The 17,056-nt window shown below is 32.4% G+C and carries 17 protein-coding genes; 8 read left to right on the forward strand and 9 right to left on the reverse strand.

Translation table 11 applies throughout. From position 1 onward, the window contains the following. The first annotated feature begins 132 nt into the window (after positions 1-132). From pepT to E0F89_RS08250, 3 genes are all read left to right on the forward strand, one after another. Complete coding sequence (gene pepT / locus E0F89_RS08240) at positions 133-1,386, forward strand: peptidase T (protein WP_131909312.1); 1,254 nt, start codon at positions 133-135, stop codon at positions 1,384-1,386. Between the two features lie 4 nt (positions 1,387-1,390). Continuing rightward, complete coding sequence (locus tag E0F89_RS08245) at positions 1,391-1,975, forward strand: YdeI/OmpD-associated family protein (protein ID WP_131909313.1); 585 nt, start codon at positions 1,391-1,393, stop codon at positions 1,973-1,975. A gap of 496 nt (positions 1,976-2,471) precedes the next feature. Next, positions 2,472-2,930 (forward strand): hypothetical protein, encoded by a 459-nt coding sequence (locus E0F89_RS08250; protein WP_131909314.1) that lies wholly within the window; start codon positions 2,472-2,474, stop codon positions 2,928-2,930. Positions 2,931-3,002: 72 nt separating this feature from the next. Here E0F89_RS08250 and yajC read toward each other — a convergent pair whose 3' ends face one another. From yajC to E0F89_RS08265, 3 genes are all read right to left on the reverse strand, one after another. Continuing rightward, positions 3,003-3,275 carry a preprotein translocase subunit YajC gene (gene yajC, locus E0F89_RS08255; protein ID WP_131909315.1) on the reverse strand — a complete coding sequence of 91 codons (273 nt, stop codon included), beginning with the start codon at positions 3,273-3,275 and terminating at the stop codon, positions 3,003-3,005. A 30-nt stretch (positions 3,276-3,305) separates the two neighbouring features. Continuing rightward, positions 3,306-4,217, reverse strand: a complete 912-nt coding sequence (nusB, locus tag E0F89_RS08260) for a transcription antitermination factor NusB (protein ID WP_131909371.1) — start codon at positions 4,215-4,217, stop codon at positions 3,306-3,308. A 185-nt stretch (positions 4,218-4,402) separates the two neighbouring features. Then, a complete protein-coding gene (locus E0F89_RS08265; protein WP_131909316.1) occupies positions 4,403-5,509 on the reverse strand; it encodes a Glu/Leu/Phe/Val family dehydrogenase in 1,107 nt (368 codons plus the stop codon). Between the two features lie 202 nt (positions 5,510-5,711). Between E0F89_RS08265 and E0F89_RS08270 the strand changes: the two genes are divergently transcribed. From E0F89_RS08270 to E0F89_RS08285, 4 genes are all read left to right on the forward strand, one after another. Continuing rightward, positions 5,712-7,472: an ABC transporter ATP-binding protein gene (locus tag E0F89_RS08270; RefSeq protein WP_131909317.1), complete on the forward strand. Its 1,761-nt coding sequence runs from the start codon at positions 5,712-5,714 to the stop codon at positions 7,470-7,472. A 71-nt stretch (positions 7,473-7,543) separates the two neighbouring features. Beyond that, a complete protein-coding gene (locus E0F89_RS08275) occupies positions 7,544-7,924 on the forward strand; it encodes a PUR family DNA/RNA-binding protein (protein WP_131909318.1) in 381 nt (126 codons plus the stop codon). A 91-nt stretch (positions 7,925-8,015) separates the two neighbouring features. Next, a complete protein-coding gene (locus tag E0F89_RS08280) occupies positions 8,016-8,840 on the forward strand; it encodes a sulfurtransferase (protein WP_131909319.1) in 825 nt (274 codons plus the stop codon). Positions 8,841-9,446: 606 nt separating this feature from the next. Continuing rightward, positions 9,447-10,367 carry a hypothetical protein gene (locus E0F89_RS08285; RefSeq protein ID WP_131909320.1) on the forward strand — a complete coding sequence of 307 codons (921 nt, stop codon included), beginning with the start codon at positions 9,447-9,449 and terminating at the stop codon, positions 10,365-10,367. A 1-nt stretch (position 10,368) separates the two neighbouring features. Here the strand turns inward: E0F89_RS08285 and E0F89_RS08290 are convergent, their stop codons facing one another. Then, positions 10,369-10,707 carry a tRNA-binding protein gene (locus E0F89_RS08290; RefSeq protein WP_131909321.1) on the reverse strand — a complete coding sequence of 113 codons (339 nt, stop codon included), beginning with the start codon at positions 10,705-10,707 and terminating at the stop codon, positions 10,369-10,371. A 144-nt stretch (positions 10,708-10,851) separates the two neighbouring features. Between E0F89_RS08290 and E0F89_RS08295 the strand changes: the two genes are divergently transcribed. After that, a complete protein-coding gene (locus E0F89_RS08295) occupies positions 10,852-11,730 on the forward strand; it encodes an alpha/beta fold hydrolase (protein ID WP_317126088.1) in 879 nt (292 codons plus the stop codon). Positions 11,731-11,843: 113 nt separating this feature from the next. On the opposite strand, the gene E0F89_RS08300 is transcribed toward E0F89_RS08295, so the two are convergent. The 5 genes from E0F89_RS08300 to E0F89_RS08320 form a co-directional block, all read right to left on the reverse strand. After that, positions 11,844-12,776: a peptidylprolyl isomerase gene (locus tag E0F89_RS08300; RefSeq protein ID WP_131909322.1), complete on the reverse strand. Its 933-nt coding sequence runs from the start codon at positions 12,774-12,776 to the stop codon at positions 11,844-11,846. A gap of 123 nt (positions 12,777-12,899) precedes the next feature. Beyond that, on the reverse strand, positions 12,900-13,655 hold the full coding sequence (locus E0F89_RS08305) for a hypothetical protein (protein WP_131909323.1): 756 nt from the start codon (positions 13,653-13,655) through the stop codon (positions 12,900-12,902). 492 nt (positions 13,656-14,147) lie between these two features. Next, complete coding sequence (locus tag E0F89_RS08310) at positions 14,148-14,708, reverse strand: hypothetical protein (protein WP_131909324.1); 561 nt, start codon at positions 14,706-14,708, stop codon at positions 14,148-14,150. 48 nt (positions 14,709-14,756) lie between these two features. Beyond that, on the reverse strand, positions 14,757-15,206 hold the full coding sequence (locus E0F89_RS08315; protein WP_317126089.1) for a DUF6585 family protein: 450 nt from the start codon (positions 15,204-15,206) through the stop codon (positions 14,757-14,759). A gap of 152 nt (positions 15,207-15,358) precedes the next feature. Further along, the gene (locus E0F89_RS08320) at positions 15,359-16,972 is read right to left on the reverse strand and encodes a DUF4435 domain-containing protein (protein ID WP_131909326.1); all 1,614 of its coding nucleotides are present in this window, start codon (positions 16,970-16,972) and stop codon (positions 15,359-15,361) included. Positions 16,973-17,056: the final 84 nt, after the last annotated feature.

Raw genomic sequence — 17,056 nt, forward strand, 5'->3', positions numbered from 1 at the left:
TTTTAATAGTAAGAAAACCTGTCAGTATCTTTGTTTTCGAGATTCAAAAAATTGAGATAAACAAAATTTTGTTATCGTTTTACTTCAAAATGCTCCTGAAAAAATGATTATATTTGCATAAAACAAAGAAATATGCAACATATTATAGATCGTTTCATCAGTTATGTAATTATAGACACGGAATCTGATCCGAATTCAGAAACTACTCCAAGCACACAAAAACAATGGGTTTTAGCCAATAAACTGGTTGAAGAATTAAAAGCTATTGGTATGCAGGATGTAACAATAGATGACAAATCATATATCATGGCGACCTTGCCTAGTAATGTAGATTATGATGTACCAACCATTGGATTTATTTCTCACTTTGACACTTCACCGGATTTTTGTGGTGCGAATGTGAAACCTCAGATTATCCGAGATTATGATGGGAAAGACATTGTATTAAATGCCGCCAAAAATATAATATTATCACCCAATTATTTCAAAGATCTGTTGCAATACAAAGGGCAAACACTAATCACCACAGATGGAACAACCTTATTAGGAGCGGACGACAAAGCTGGAATCACAGAGATTGTTACCGCCATGGAATTTTTAATAAATACCCCCGAAATCAAACACGGAAAAATCAGAGTTGGTTTTACACCTGATGAAGAAATTGGCCGCGGTGCGCACCATTTTGATGTAGAGAAATTTGGAGCAGATTGGGCATACACAATGGACGGAAGCCAAGTAGGAGAATTAGAATATGAAAATTTTAATGCAGCAGGCGCCAAAATTACTTTCAAAGGTAAAAGCGTGCATCCCGGATATGCCAAAGGCAAAATGATTAATTCAATGTTGATTGCCAATGATTTCATGAATCAACTGCCTTCTGGAGAAACTCCGGAGGAAACAAAAGGATATGAAGGTTTTTTCCATGTGCACCATTTAACCGGAAGTATCGAAGAAACTGTTTTGGAACTTATTATTCGCGATCATAACAAGAAAAAGTTTGAAAAGCGAAAAAAACTAATCGAGAAAATTGCTCGAAAAATCAATAAGAAATTTGCAAAACAATTTGGAGAAGACATTGTAATCACTGAAGTTAAAGATCAATATTACAATATGAAGGAAAAGGTATTACCTGTGAAACATATTGTGGATATTGCCGAAAAAGCAATGAAAGAACTAGACATTAAACCACTTATAAAACCTATTCGCGGAGGAACTGACGGTTCTCAATTGTCCTATAAAGGATTGCCTTGCCCTAACATATTTGCCGGTGGACATAATTTTCACGGAAAATATGAATATGTTCCAGCTGAAAGCATGCAAAAAGCAGTAGAAGTAATCGTAAAAATTGCAGAGTTGACTGCGCTGGAAGAATCTGCTAAAAAATAATACATTGGAATCCTCAAAAGCAACACATACTTGGGATAAAAACAATAGTTGGTCAGAAGAATTAGAATTTCTGAAATCAATTGTTATTAAAACGGAATTGGTGGAAACGACTAAATGGGGCGGAATTGTTTATGTCCTAAATGGTAAAAATGTAATTGGAATTGGAGGATTTAAAAATTATTTTACAATCTGGTTTTTCGATGGTGCTTTGCTGCAGGATAAAAAACAGTTATTAGTAAATGCACAAGAAGGCGTTACTAAATCATTGCGACAATGGCGTTTTACATCAAAAGAAGAAGTTGATGAAGCGGCAGTACTCGAATATATAAAAGAAGCGATTGAAAATGAAAAGCAAGGAAAAATAAGTAAACCGGAAAAGAAAACGCCGATTTTATCCGAGTTATTCCAAAAAGAATTAGATGCCAATACAGAATTAGCCAACGCTTTTCACAAATTCTCAGCGTACAAACAATATGAATTTTTAGAGTATATCGAAACTGCAAAACGGGAAGAAACCAAGCGCTCCCGAATTGAAAAGATTATACCAATGATATTAGAAAACATTGGTCTTAATGACAAATACCGATAAGATCAAGTTTTCGTCCTTAAATAATCGCCCCAAATAGTCTAATGCTATTTGGGGCTTTTTTTTTATTTAAAACCAATGAAAACATGGCATATAAGTGGCAAGAAAGATATATTGTCACAATTGTTAAAAAGAGTTTTTTTCACAGATTGGAAGGATTAAAAAGATTTTTTAAACTACGGACGAATTAATCTGTGAAATCTGTGGCAAAGAAATTTTAGAGTTTTCTAAAAATAATAAATTAAATTTTAGCCATCATTTACCTTTTCAATTATTTATCAATAATGCGGTTGAATTGGTTATCAAAACTCAAACTTTAGATCTGATTCATTTACTTGCTAATTATGGGTTTCTATAAACTTCATTCAATTTACTGAAAACCTTAACATTAGACAATAGATTAAATCACTATATTTACTTACAATAAAATTACAATTTAGTAACATCCGAAGAATAATTGTCTTTAATAAAACTGAAACTGACACAAACAACATAAATTATGATACAAAAAAAAGAAGAGGATACGAAACAACCGTCTCCAGCAAAACCTGAAGTTGAAAAACCAATCCGAACCAGAAAACCAAAAATTATTAACCCTAAATTGGTACCTGCTGAAATTATCGAACCTGAAAATGATGCAATTGTAACTGAAATCATTGAAGAAACTATAACTATTTCGGTTGAAGGCGAAGAAGATACTGATGATGTTGCTTCTGATAAAAAGAGTAGTAAAAAAATCACTAAAAAGAAGTTAAATATGAAAGATAAAGACAAGAAAAAGGCAAAAAAAGCTGACGCAAAAGAGAAAGCAAAACAAAAAGCGAAAGCAAAAGCCAAAAAGGCGAAAAAAGCTAAAAAAGACAAAGCCAAAAAAGCAAAAGTAAAAGCGAAGATTAAAGCTAAAAAAGCCAAAGCAAAATCTAAAAAAGCGAAGAAGAATAAAAAGAATAAAAAATAATCTGATTATTTTTATCCAAAAAAAAGTCCCAATCTGATTAGATTGGGACTTTTTAATTCATGAAAGCGAGAATTATTTTTTGTTCAAAACTGCACTCATTTCCATAGAAATAGCAGAACGCTCCATTTTCAATTTTCCTGACATCGTTTCAACAATAACTGTTGTGTCCGCAAGCTCAGAAACTTTTCCGTGAAGACCGCTTTTAGTGATGATTTTATCACCAACTTTTAAACTGCTTTCAAATTCCTTTTCATTTTTTGCTCTTTTTTGTTGCGGTCTGATCATAAAGAAATAGATCACCACAAACATTAATATAAACGGTGCAAATTGAGTTAATTGTTCCATAATTTTAATTCTCTTTTAATTTATTAATTATTACATTAGGCCACGACCGGCTTTTATAATTCTTTTGTTAGTTTGAAGTTCTTTTACTAAATTATCTAAAATCCCATTGATAAAAATACTACTTTTTGGCGTAGAATATTCTTTAGCAACCTCTAAATATTCATTAAGTGTTACTTTTACTGGAATAGATGGAAATTTTAGGAATTCGCAAATAGCCATTTTGAGGATAATTGTATCTATTTCAGCAATCCTTTCGCTGTCCCAGTTCGGTGTTTTATCTACATATTCCTTGGCTAATTCATTTTCGTTAAGAACCGTTTTTCGGAACAAATCTTTAACAAAATCCCTGTCCTCATTGTCTTTGAACAATTTTGGCACTCTGAAATTATCATCTTCACCCGATTTAATCGCTTTCAACTGCTTGATGATATGCGTATTTACCAACGGAATATCATCTACCCAAGTCAACTTATCATCTTCCAGATAGTCATATAATTTTTCGTTAGGAACAATTACATCCATGAATAAATCCGCGATGAACTGTCGGTCTTCCTCAAAAGTATTGACTGCATTACTCATGTAATCCGCATACAATTTGCTGCGCTTTATATCATTCAAAAGCAATAAAATATAATCATCGTTTAACGTCCAATTATTGATTTTACGATTTTCCAGTGCAATACTTAATGAATTATTTTCGGAAAGAATTTGAAAAATCTTGTTTTTGATGAATTTTTCGTTGGGTTTACGTTCCTCAGGAGTTGCAAGATGTTTCAAACTTGATTTGTGCAAAAAGATAGTTTCTGTTTTACAGATTTCAATTAGCGAAGAAATCATTATAAGGTATAAATCTTGAATATTATCGATACTGTAAAAAAGGAATTTTTCTTCTTTTTCCAGATTATCTGAACCGCTTTGATGCATTGCATAAATGGACTGCATAACTTTAACGCGAATGTGTCTTCTATTTACCACCTTGTAAGAACTTTTATTAATTAGGGTGCAAAAATAAGTATTTCATTTATTAAAATAAAATATAAAAACGCTTATTTTATAAGTATTCAGCAATCAGTATTTAGTGATGGGACATAATTTATCACTGAATACTGACAGCTGAGTACTGAAAACTACTTTTTACTGTTTTCTAATTTTCTTTGATTGATTCTATTTTGAGCAATAGTCAAAGCAGCATGATGGGTTGTCATATTGTTTGCAAGGGCAAAATCAAATATCTCTAATGTTGTGTTGTAAATATTTTCTGTTTTACGCATGATTTCCGCTTTGTCATAATGCGCTAATTCAGCATAAACATTGATGATTCCACCGGCATTAATCAAGAAATCCGGAGCATAAAGAATGCCTCTTTCCTGTAAAATTGCACCATGAACATTCTCATCAGCCAATTGATTATTGGCAGCACCAGCAATTACTTTTGCTTTTATTTTATAAACTGTATTGTCATTTAACGTTGCTCCCATCGCGCAAGGTGCGTAAATATCAACATCTGCGCTGTATAAATCGTCTCCTCTGAAAATTTCTGCATGGTACTTCGTTCCTACTTCATTCAGTTTTTCTTCATTGATGTCAGCGATTGTAACGATTGCTCCCTCTTTGGTCAAATAATCAACTAAAGTTTCGCCTACGTGGCCAATTCCTTGAACCAATACTTTTTTGCCACTCAAAACATCCGAACCAAATTGTTGTTTTGCAGCCGCTTTCATCCCTAAATATACTCCGTAAGCCGTAACTGGTGATGGATTTCCAGAACCACCTCTCGATTCAGAAATTCCAGTAACATAAGGTGTCACATCTCTTACGATATCCATATCTGCGGTTTCCATTCCCATATCTTCCGCTGTAATATATCGTCCGCTTAAAGAATGCACGAATTCACCAAATTTACGCATCAACTCTGGTGTTTTTTGTGTTTTGGCATCACCAATGATGACTGCTTTACCACCACCAATATTTAATCCTGTAATCGCTGCTTTAAAAGTCATTCCGCGGGAAAGACGCAAAACATCGTTCAGTGCTTCCCATTCATTCGCGTAATTATACATTCTTGTACCTCCCAAAGCTGGACCCATTACCGAATTATGAATACCGATAATTGCTTTTAAACCTGTATCTTTGTCGTTGCAAAATACAATTTGTTCGTGATCATCAAATGATAATTGACCAAAAACCGGATCCATTTTTTGAAGTTCCTTTCCAGTTGTGAAAGCTGCATTCATAGTGTAAATTTTTATAGTGATAAAATTATGAATTTGTCAAAAAGACAATTCAAATTTACATAAAATATAAATATGCGTCAACATTTTATTAAAAAATTGTCGATTCATCAATTAAAACAATCAAAAATTTATCATAAAAGGTATTGAAAACGCAATTTTATCCTAAAAATAAAATCATTTCAACACAGAATATATTAAAAAAATGAAAGAATTACGTTATTTAAATAAATACTTCGTTAAATATAAATACAGTTTTTTACTCGGAATTGTTTTTACCATTATTGCTCAGATATTTATGCTTTTCACCCCAAAGTTGATCAGCAATTCATTTAAATTAATTGAGGCTTTCGCCAAAGATGAATCCGTGTCCAAATCCGTTATTCATGAAGAATTAATTTCGAATATTCTACTGATTATCGCCACCACAATCATTGCAGGTTTCCTTACTTTTTTGATGAGACAAACCTTAATCGTGATGTCGCGACACATAGAATTTGATTTAAAAAACGAAGTGTTTCGTCAATATGAAAATCTTTCGCAGAACTTTTACAAGCAAAATCGTACCGGAGATTTAATGAACCGCATCAGCGAAGACGTTTCAAAAGTACGAATGTATGTAGGCCCGGCGGTTATGTACACCATTAATACCGTGATTCGTTTTGCAATTGTAATCGTCTACATGTATAATGTATCACCTATCTTGACTTTATATACATTACTTCCTTTACCCATTTTATCGTACGCTATATTTAAACTGAGCTCTGAAATCAATATAAGAAGCACCATTTTTCAACAGTATTTATCTAAAGTTTCCAGTTTTTCGCAAGAAATATTCTCAGGAATACGGGTGATTAAAGCGTATTCACTTGAAGATCAGCATCAAAATAACATGGTGAGTTTAGCTAATGAAAGCAAAAGTAAAAGTTTAAATTTGGCCAAAGTACAATCCCTGTTTGGTCCGTTAATGTTGGCACTGATAGGAATTAGCAATTTAGTGGTAATTTATTTTGGAGGTTCAATGTACATCGATGGTACTATTAAAAGTATTGGAACTATTGCCGAGTTTATTTTGTACGTGAATATGCTTACTTGGCCGGTAGCGTCTTTAGGTTGGATTTCATCAATGGTTCAGGAAGCTGAGGCTTCTCAAAAAAGATTGAACGAATTCCTAAAAATTGAGCCTGAGATAAAAAATAACAATGAAAATAAATCGGTGATTGAAGGATTTATTTCTTTCGACAACGTAAGCTATACGTACGAAGATACTAATATCAAAGCGTTACAAAACATTTCGTTCACGGTAAAAAAAGGAGAAACTTTAGCTATTTTAGGAAAAACGGGATCCGGAAAATCGACTATTTTATCGCTGATTTCCAGAATGTACGATGTAACCGAAGGGAAAATAACCATTGACGGAAAAGAAATCAGCAGCGTAAATCTATTTGATTTGCGAAACAGCATCGGAATTGTGCCGCAAGATGCGTTTTTGTTTTCAGATAGCATCAAGAATAATATCATGTTCGGTAAAGAGAATGCTACAGATAAAGAGGTACATGCTGCAGCAAAAAGTGCTGTGGTTCACGATAACATCATGGGCTTTAATAAACAATATGAAACCGTTCTTGGCGAAAGGGGAATTACACTTTCCGGCGGACAAAAACAACGTGTTTCTATTGCCAGAGCCATTATTAAAAACCCTCCTATTTTACTTTTTGATGATTGTCTGTCTGCAGTAGATACGGAAACGGAAGAAGCAATACTGAACAACTTAAATGAAATTTGCAAAGACAAAACAACAATAATTGTAAGCCACCGCATATCGTCAGCTAAAAATGCCGATAGAATTATAATTATCGACAAAGGACAAATTATACAACAAGGATCTCATAATCAATTGATAAATCAAGAAGGGTATTACGCAGCTTTGTATTTGAAACAACTTTCAGAAAAAGAATTGCTATAATTGTTGGATAATACATATTTTTTATAGATTTTTGAGTGCTAGTTAACAACCATAAATTGATAGAAAGGATTATGAGAGAACATGACATGTTAGAAAAAGAAGAGATATTTTCTAAAGTATTAAGAGCTGGAAGAAGAACCTATTTCTTTGATGTGAGAGCTACAAAAGCTGACGATTACTACATTACCATTACCGAAAGCAAAAAATTTACTGAAGAAGATGGATCTTTCCATTTCAAAAAACATAAAATCTACTTGTATAAAGAAGATTTCGCAGCTTTTGCAGAGATTTTAGGAGAAATGACATCTTACGTTTTGAACCACAAAGGCGAAGAAGTAATCTCAGAAAGACACCAAAAAGATTTCAAAAAAGAATACGCATCTGAAAAATCAGATGACGATATTATACCACAAACATCAACTTTTACAGATATAGAATTTGATGATATTTAATTTTTAGTTCTTACTTACCAATAAAAAAGTCCAAAAGTCATTTGATTTTTGGACTTTTTTGTACATTTAGGTAACAGTAGCAACAAACGGAATGACACAACCTATCGTAAATGCAGCATGGCTTCAAAGCAAGCTTGAAGATCCAAACTTAATTATTCTGGATGCCAGTTTCAAAGAGAACAATTCCAATTTAAAAACTGACGTGGGTAACATTCATATTAAAGGCGCCCGATTTTTTGACATTAAACATACTTTTAGCGACACCACAAATCCTTTACCAAACACCATTCCGAGTCCTAAACAGTTTGAACTTGAAGCTCGAAAGCTAGGCATCAACAAAAATAGTATTGTTGTAATTTATGATAACTTGGGCATTTATTCTAGTCCTAGAGCGTGGTGGCTTTTTAAAGTAATGGGACATCAAAATGTAGCTGTTCTAGATGGCGGACTGCCTGAATGGATTAGTCAAAAGTTTCCTGTTGAAGCAATACCTGAAAATCCAAACTATTCCATTGGGAATTTTGAAACCACATTTAATCCGGAATTGGTCAAAAGCAAAGAACAAATTTTAGAAAACATAAAGACCAAAAAAGCAGTTCTGATTGATGCCCGTGCGGAAAACCGATTCAAAGGAATTGGAGACGAGCCCAGACCCGGATTACGAAGCGGCCATATTCCTGGTTCTATAAATATACCTTATACACAACTTTTGCAAAACGGCAAATTTTTACCAAAAGAGGAATTAATTAAAATCTTGAAAACAGAAAAGAGACCTCTTATATTCACTTGTGGCTCCGGAGTTACAGCTTGTATTGATTTAATTGCATACGAATTAATATATACAAATCCAAAGTCTGTATATGATGGTTCTTGGACCGAATGGGGACAACTGGAAAATCTTCCAATAGAGAAATAGACTATTTTTTTCTACCTGTGAACTAAATTTTTCGATGAAAACTTATTTTAATAAATTAATTAGAATCTTAATCATACGAATGACCCAAAATATTGGAAAAAATAAACAATCTCATTTGAAAAAGCGAATTGACGAGCAATTTGACATTTATTATTGCAACGAAAAAGTAAGTTTTAAACTAAAAACATACGTATTGAAGCCAATTTTTTATGGAAACTGAATCTAAAAATTCGTGACTGTAAACTAATTTATTTCAACCTAAATTCGAAAATCAATCCATCTTAAAATTTAGGATCGTAACCGTCCTTACATATTGTTGAAAATCAAACAATAACTATCTTTAAACGAAAGTTAAAAGAGGGTTATCCAAATGATTTACCATGTTATTTAATTACATTTATTCTTGTTTAAAATAAAGTAAAAAATCTTCCTTCAAATATTATTGGGAAAGAACGAAGATCACAAAAACAGTGAACCTTTTTTATAAAAAAATGGATGTTTAATCTCATTTTTTAGGACTTAATCCATAAAGAGTTGAAACTGCCAGAAAATTATTTTAAAAAAGAATTTACACGTATTTAAAGCATTAAAATTTACTAAAACCACATGAAAGAAGCCAATTCATTATTTAGTTTTTTGTATTCCGCACTTTTATCAAAAACAACTAAAAAAAGAGCTGAAACTTTCTTTGTTTCGTTAGCGATAATTAGTTTTTTACTGCATTTAGGGATCATTGCCTTAGTTGACCTTAAAATTATTTTGATTAATGACTATTCTAAATTATTGAGTAATCCAATATCGGCAATATATACCCCATTCTCGTTTATTTTGATCTATGAAGTGTATCTGCTAGTTTATTATCTTCCTAAATCAACAACTATCTACATAGGCAAACAATATGAAATTATTACGCTTATTATCATCCGAAGAATTTTTAAAGACTTAACCAAATTAGAGTTTAACTCTAATTGGTTTGATTCTAAAGCTAATGTGAATTTTACCCTTGACATCGTGGCAACGATAATCCTGTTTTTCTTAATATTTGTATTTTACAACCTCAACAAGAAAAATGAAATTAACCAGTCCAAAATCCAGAAAACTATTGATATCAATTCATTCATAAGGCTAAAAAATGTTTTTGCCATTATTCTCATCCCAATATTTTTAGTACTCTCAATATACAGTCTGGCTCATTGGATTTATGACAGTTTCTTTTCCCTAACGCAAATTGTAGATACAATCAAAGACATCAATAAGATTTTCTTTGCTGATTTTTTTACAATTTTAATTTTAATTGAAGTGCTTTTGCTTTTGTTTTCCTTCTTCCTTTCGGATAAATTCAATAAAGTCATTCGTAATTCAGGCTTTATCATTTCCACAATATTAATAAAGCTCTCTTTTGGAACAGAAGGAATTTTGAATACCATACTTATTGTCGCCGCAGTATTATTTGGTGTCATAATCTTAGCTATTCACAATAAATATGACACCTTAGAAGTCAAAAGCATCAGTACTTTAGAGTCTTAAATCACCCAATTCGCAATCCATTTTCGATTTTAAAATCGGGAGCCAATAAAATCACATCGCCTTCAGCTCCAACGGCTCCTAAAACCAAGCATTCGCTCATAAATTTCCCGATTTGTTTCTTAGGAAAATTGATTATCGCTACGATTTGGCGGTTTAGTAAATCTTCTTTCTGATAACGTTTGGTTATTTGCGCGGATGTTTTTCGGATTCCGATTTTGGAACCAAAATCAATCGTTAATTGGTACGCCGGTTTTCTGGCTTCAGGAAAATCATTTACCGCCAGAATAGTTCCTATACGCATCTCCACTTTTTCAAACTCAGTCCAACTAAGGTTTTCCATATAATATATTTTCTATTAAAGTGCTGAATAACAAACCTATAAATTTTGCAACTAATTAAACTAATTCTGTAAATCTTTTTTTTCAAAATAGTAATAAATTTACAAAAGACGAATACTAAATTCATCTTTTAAATAGAAAATGTTATGGAAATGAGTCAAATGAATGACAGCAAAATGCGCAAAGAAAGTAATTCTGGTATAGACATGTATATTGAGACAGCGCCAAATGTAAAATTATACGTGAAGGATTATGGTCAAGGAAAACCCGTAATTCTTATTCATGGTTGGCCATTATCGAATGAAATGTGGGAATACCAAATTGATGCTTTAATGCAGAATAACTGCAGAGTAATTACCTATGATCGTCGAGGTTTTGGGAAATCATCGCAACCGTGGGATGGATATGATTATGATACTTTAGCTGATGATTTGAAAGCCATTATTGAACATTTAGATTTAGATGATGCTGCGCTCGTTGGATTTTCGATGGGTGGCGGTGAAGTGGTACGTTATTTCAGTCGTCATGGTGGAAAAGGAATTTCAAAAGCGGTTCTTATTGCATCAGTAACCCCTTTTCAATTGCAAACAGATTCGAATCCAAACGGAGTTCCACAAGAGAAATACGATGGAATGGCGGAGCAAATTAAAGCCGACCGAATTGATTTTCTGGATGGTTTTGGGAAAAAGTTTTTTGGAGTGAGCTTAATTAGTAAAACAATCAGTACTCCTTTATTGGAGTATTACAGAATGCTGTGTTCTTTTGCTTCACCTCGTGCAACTTTGGAATGTGCCGTATCATTTTCAACAACGGATTTTCGCTCAGAAATGGCAGCTGTAAATGTTCCAACATTGATTATTCATGGGGATGAAGACAAAACTGTTCCCATTGAAATTACGTCTGAAGTAGCGGCTAAATTAATTCCCAACAATAAATTTATCGTTTATCAAGGAGCGCCACACGGATTATTTTATACCGAAAAAGACAAATTAAACAAAGATTTAGTAGCATTTTTAAATTCATAGGACAAACATTCAATTGTATTTACAATTAGTTGTTAATTAAATCTGAGGCATAAAAAAACCCAAAATGTAAGTTTTGGGTTTTTTAAATTTATAGTAACGATGAATAGTTTTAACTATTTTACTTCCATTAATTCTACATCAAAAATCAAAGTAGCGTTTGGTGGAATTGCTCCTCCAGCACCACGAGATCCATATCCTAAATCCGATGGAATCACGAAACGTGCTTTGTCACCTACGCGCAACAACGCAATTCCTTCATCCCAACCTTCGATAACCTGACCTTGACCCAATCTGAATTCGATTGGTTTTTTTCTTGGATATGATGAATCAAAAACTTTACCGTTCTCTAATGAACCTTCATAATGAACAGCTACTGTTTTTCCGCTTTCTGCTTTTTTACCTTCACCTCTTTGAATAAATTGGTAACGCAAACCGCTTTCAGTTTTTTCAAAACCAGCTGCTAATTTTTCCATTGCTGCTTCAACATCTGCTTTTAAAGCTGCATCACGTTTGTTACGAGATCCTTTGAAAGTAATGAAAGCCTCAATTGCATTCCAGTTTTTAGCTTCTTCACCTTCTCTGATGATTTCCAAAGACTCTAAAACATCTCCTTGCTCAACAGCATCAACAATATCCTGACCTTCTACAACATGACCAAAAACAGTATGTTTGTTATCCAACCAATCCGTTGGAATGTGCGTAATGTAGAACTGAGAACCGTTTGTTCCAGGTCCTGAGTTAGCCATTGCCAAAACTCCCGGACGATCGTGTTTCAAACTTGGGTGAAATTCATCATCAAATTTATATCCTGGATCTCCCGTTCCTGTTCCTTGCGGACAACCACCTTGAATCATGAAGTTAGGAATTACTCTGTGGAATTTTAATCCGTCATAAAATTTAACCCCTTGCGGTTTTACTTTATTTTCTAAGTTTCCTTCAGCCAATCCTACGAAGTTCCCAACTGTTCCAGGAGTCAAATCGTGTGTTAGTTTTACTAAAATAGCACCTTTAGTGGTGTTGAATTTAGCATATATTCCGTTTTCCATTTTTGTTTAATTTTTATTGAAAGGCAAATTTACGAAATTAATTTTAAAAAGGGAATTTGGAGATTCGTTGATTTACATACGAAGAAAATGAGCTGTTGTGGGTAATGGATGAATTAAAATTTTTTAATAAAAATGTTTTAAGTAACTTGATTCATCTTGTATTTTGGAACGAAAATATATTCCTATAATTAATTTACTATCCTCTGGGACTTTATTTCTAACTCCGTTAATATAACTATACCATTCACTTTTTTTAATAATTTCAATTAGTTTGCGGTCTATACGATTGCCGAAACCACTGACCTTTGTTACATTCTTAATTTTCAATTCAGAATTAAACACAATTTCATAAAAGCCGTAAGCCTTTTTTAACTTAATGCCTTTAAACCGCAGTAAATCATAATATAATTTATCACTCTTTTCCTGATAATGTGTTTTATCGGTAAAAACTATGTTTTTTGATTTAAACATTTCTAGTATTTCTAGTTCTTGGATAATGTCGTACGCAAAAGGATTATTCAAATAAACTAATCCTGAACACATTCCTATTTTATATTTACCATCAATATCTTTGAAGGCATAAACAATCAGTTCAGTATTTTCAGGGATAAATATGGCACATGAACTACCAATATATTGATCATTTCTCCCTAAAACAAAAATAGATTCTAAAACTTCTCCTTTATACACCTCACTAACTTCAATGTCTGCCTTATATAATTCAACCGCTTCGCTTTCATTTTTATAATTCTTAATTATCTTGACCTTAGCAACAAAGTCTGATTTGATATACTTATCTACTATTGAGGTCATACCACAAGAGCAAGCAAACACTGATCCGGTGAATAGGATCGTTAATATTTGGAAAATTTCTTTCATTTGTTCAGATTTTTTTTGTGATAAAAACTAAATACTAAAAACGCTGTAAACCACTATCTTTTATCCCGGTACTGAGAGAGCATTTTCTAACAAGCTTCAACTAATATTAATTCCTAAATATAGGAACATTTAACTGCAAATCACCAAACTCGGTTTAGAAAAAAAGAATGAATTTCATACTTTTGTAACAGAAAAACAATCATGGTTTTCGCTTACCCTAGCCCAGATGGAAGTGAAAATCCTTTTTATGCGCCTTTTTGGCGGATAAAAAGATTGCAACGGACAGCTGGAAATAGCTCCGAAAGAAAAGTTTAATTGTCTCCAAAAAAGAGGACACAAAATCCTCTTATAATTGTATCTCATAATTTTACGAAAACTTGATAGTTTTTGCGAGTTAACGTTTCACTAATAAAAACTGGACAGGCTGTTCAATATGAGTTTAATTGTTCGTGCTTCGCACGCAACGAAACTCGATATATTCATACTAGTTGTTTATAATTTCAAAATAATCCCATGATGCGGATCATTTTTTCTTTGCAAAAATAGTTGAGACATCTTATCTTGAAAATAAATTTCAAAAGCTCCTATTATTTCAGCGTTGAAATTCTGTGTATCAACAGATGTTATTTCTATTAAATTACGTTTATACTTCCACAAATAATTTTCTTTTTTAGCATTTGAATAAATCACTTCTAAAGTTTGATTGTCTTTAAATTCAAATGATACAACGTCGGCATATTTTGTCAAGGTAACTGTAACTATTACTCCATTTTTTTCAGCGTATTCAAATTGTTTTAATTCCCACTTATGAATTAATTTATTTTGTGAATTTTTCTCAATCGAACTTTGTCCAAGACAAGTTGAAATTGTTAAGAGTAAAGCTATAATTAATGTTTTCATAAATTTTGTATTAAAAGTATTAGATTCTGGAATTCTCAGATTTCCTAAGGCAACTACTGGAAAAGTTACTGATAGTAAAGCCAGTTTCGGATTAAATTCAGTTTTATCTTTCGGATTTGCTAAATCATCCCAAATACAAAACCAACTTTCCATTAAGCCAATTACCCAAATCCGTTGTGGTTGCTGTTATGCAACGTGCATCTATTCAATCCTACTTTTTATAACTTCTATAATTTCAGTATAATTTTCAAAATTATCTGGAGAAATAATTAAAGTATTACCATTTTTAAGTTGCAAAATATTATAATGATATCCATCAGATATATTGATTCCGCGTGTACTTCTTAATCTTGTTTTTTGTCTGCCTATGCTTGAAATAGAATCGAAAGCAATAAATTGTTTTGTTCGGAATATTAAAGAAGTTTTTTCAATACCATTTTCCATAATTTTCAAAGTAAAATCTTTAAATAAATCTATTGAAAGATATGTTATAAACAACAACACAACAAATGCTAGAATTAAAGATTGCTTTGTGGTTTCGTCAGGATTTCTCAATCCATTTACGCAAAAAGATAAAATTAATAAAAACAGGAAAAGTCCAACTCCTATTCTGATGTAAAACAATTTTCTAAATTTTGATTCAATCACCATTTGATTTTATTTATTCCGTTGTTTACTGCATGATGTATAACGTTTTGCCACTTTGAGATGGCTGGAAATTCGTAACCTTTCAGTTTTCGGTTTAACGAAAACTTGATGCGAAACGGTAATTCCACTAAATTTTAGCTATATCAAAACAGCTGTTATGTGGCGTTTTTTGTGATTTTACTGTCAATGGCATTTTTGATAGTTTCACTTAATATATCATTTCTTTTGAGTAATGTAACTACGAGTTTTCGATATTCTTCTTTGTTCTTAAGACCTGTCAATTCACACACCTTTGATTCTGGGATTAATGCTTTTTTTAAGTTGAATAATCTTAGAACTGATTCATAATCATTTGATGCAATTACACCTTCAAATTCTAATTTTATCACATTATACACTTTCTGTTTATCAATTTTTACAACTAAATCATCAATTTCGTTAATTACAGAGTCAATGTCTTTGGTATTAAAATTTGTTACTGCAAGAAAACTTCTGCGAATATTTTCTTTAAAATGTAAAAGTATCTGGCTTTCAATTTGAGAATTGAAATAAGCAATAAGATTGTTTTTTACTTCAAGGAAAGTTTCATCAGGGTTCCGCCCCATATGTGTCGCGATAGATTTAACAATATTTTCCTCAAGCAATAGATTTTCTGCTTCAGCAACGTCTAAAACCCAAATATTTTTAGCATTTAATTTCACTATATCACTTAGTGGCCTTCTATCTCTGTCTATGATGCCAAAAGAATTTAAATTATGAAAACCATTCTGCTCATTAAAAGATTTAACAGTTTGAATGACCTTTTCGCAACTGCCCAAAGGTTTAATTGTATAACTTTTAAATACTTGTTCATAAAGTTCATAATCAATACTACTTGCTTCACCTTCTAAGAAAATTATAGGTTTTCTGCTACCCAATACTTCTAGATATAATTGTTCAGGTATTGGAGATTCTTCATCTAAAAGTTCGTAATCCCAAACATCATTACCCTCAAAAGATTTTGCCCAAACTTTTGTTGCGTTTTGTCTTGTGAAGGCAAAGTCTATATCGTGAGTCAAATATACGAATACACAATCGGTCCTTTCATTTTCTATTGAGTCAAATAAACTTTTCACTAAAGATTTGTGAATATGCATTTCTGGTTCATCAATAATTATTATTGAATTTTGAGGTGCACAAACAACTTCACCGACTAAGTAAAAAATAACTCTTTCGCCATCACTCATTTGAGATACATTATAAGTATTCATTTCTTGCCCTGTTGGGAAAGTCTCAATTACTCCTGCTTTCTTTCTTAATTTTCTATGTGGCAAAACGAATTCCCAAATCTTGTGAATTCTGTCTAATTTTGTATTTGGCCTCAGACCTCCATTTTCCTTGTAATCTAAAGATTGCTCATATTCCTCTGTGTGTAATAAAACCATAAGTTTTTCAAAGTCATTAAGCAAAAAAGTATTAATATTATTGCCCCAACGACCGTGTAGCCAGCCATGTTTCTTGTGCCAATCAGCATCGGCAGTACTTGCACCCCAACCGCCATAAAGGAACTCTCCTTCTGCTACTTCTTTTGATTTCGTACTTACAAAATCAGGCATTGTAAGAGATTTTTGAGCAGATATTCTGTGTGTGATTTCGTTATAACGTTGTTCGATATTTGAACCAAACCTTGTTTTACCAGAACCGTTTGCTCCAATAATAACAAGTTGCTTAAAGTCAATCAGTGGGTTAGTATTTGGTTGTCCTTTTTTTGTAGGTAATTGTATATTCATCTTTTGTTGGGTTTTGCTCTAAAATGCCACATAACTTGTACATAAGCGCTACAAACCTTCATATATACACCCAAAATGGATAGA

The sequence above is a fragment of the Flavobacterium caseinilyticum genome (genome assembly GCF_004349085.1).
GTDB lineage: Bacteria > Bacteroidota > Bacteroidia > Flavobacteriales > Flavobacteriaceae > Flavobacterium > Flavobacterium caseinilyticum.

What these genes read in the sequence shown, in the direction of transcription:
- E0F89_RS08315 (WP_317126089.1), bottom strand. Translation starts at nt 15,206, where the DNA reads ATGGTGATTGAATCAAAATTTAGAAAATTGTTTTACATCAGAATAGGA.
- E0F89_RS08295 (WP_317126088.1), top strand. Translation starts at nt 10,852, where the DNA reads ATGGAAATGAGTCAAATGAATGACAGCAAAATGCGCAAAGAAAGTAAT.
- E0F89_RS08265 (WP_131909316.1), bottom strand. Translation starts at nt 5,509, where the DNA reads ATGAATGCAGCTTTCACAACTGGAAAGGAACTTCAAAAAATGGATCCG.
- E0F89_RS08275 (WP_131909318.1), top strand. Translation starts at nt 7,544, where the DNA reads ATGAGAGAACATGACATGTTAGAAAAAGAAGAGATATTTTCTAAAGTA.
- yajC (WP_131909315.1), bottom strand. Translation starts at nt 3,275, where the DNA reads ATGGAACAATTAACTCAATTTGCACCGTTTATATTAATGTTTGTGGTG.
- E0F89_RS08305 (WP_131909323.1), bottom strand. Translation starts at nt 13,655, where the DNA reads ATGAAAGAAATTTTCCAAATATTAACGATCCTATTCACCGGATCAGTG.
- E0F89_RS08320 (WP_131909326.1), bottom strand. Translation starts at nt 16,972, where the DNA reads ATGAATATACAATTACCTACAAAAAAAGGACAACCAAATACTAACCCA.
- E0F89_RS08300 (WP_131909322.1), bottom strand. Translation starts at nt 12,776, where the DNA reads ATGGAAAACGGAATATATGCTAAATTCAACACCACTAAAGGTGCTATT.
- E0F89_RS08280 (WP_131909319.1), top strand. Translation starts at nt 8,016, where the DNA reads ATGACACAACCTATCGTAAATGCAGCATGGCTTCAAAGCAAGCTTGAA.
- E0F89_RS08290 (WP_131909321.1), bottom strand. Translation starts at nt 10,707, where the DNA reads ATGGAAAACCTTAGTTGGACTGAGTTTGAAAAAGTGGAGATGCGTATA.
- E0F89_RS08250 (WP_131909314.1), top strand. Translation starts at nt 2,472, where the DNA reads ATGATACAAAAAAAAGAAGAGGATACGAAACAACCGTCTCCAGCAAAA.
- E0F89_RS08285 (WP_131909320.1), top strand. Translation starts at nt 9,447, where the DNA reads ATGAAAGAAGCCAATTCATTATTTAGTTTTTTGTATTCCGCACTTTTA.
- pepT (WP_131909312.1), top strand. Translation starts at nt 133, where the DNA reads ATGCAACATATTATAGATCGTTTCATCAGTTATGTAATTATAGACACG.
- E0F89_RS08310 (WP_131909324.1), bottom strand. Translation starts at nt 14,708, where the DNA reads ATGGAAAGTTGGTTTTGTATTTGGGATGATTTAGCAAATCCGAAAGAT.
- nusB (WP_131909371.1), bottom strand. Translation starts at nt 4,217, where the DNA reads ATGCAGTCCATTTATGCAATGCATCAAAGCGGTTCAGATAATCTGGAA.
- E0F89_RS08270 (WP_131909317.1), top strand. Translation starts at nt 5,712, where the DNA reads ATGAAAGAATTACGTTATTTAAATAAATACTTCGTTAAATATAAATAC.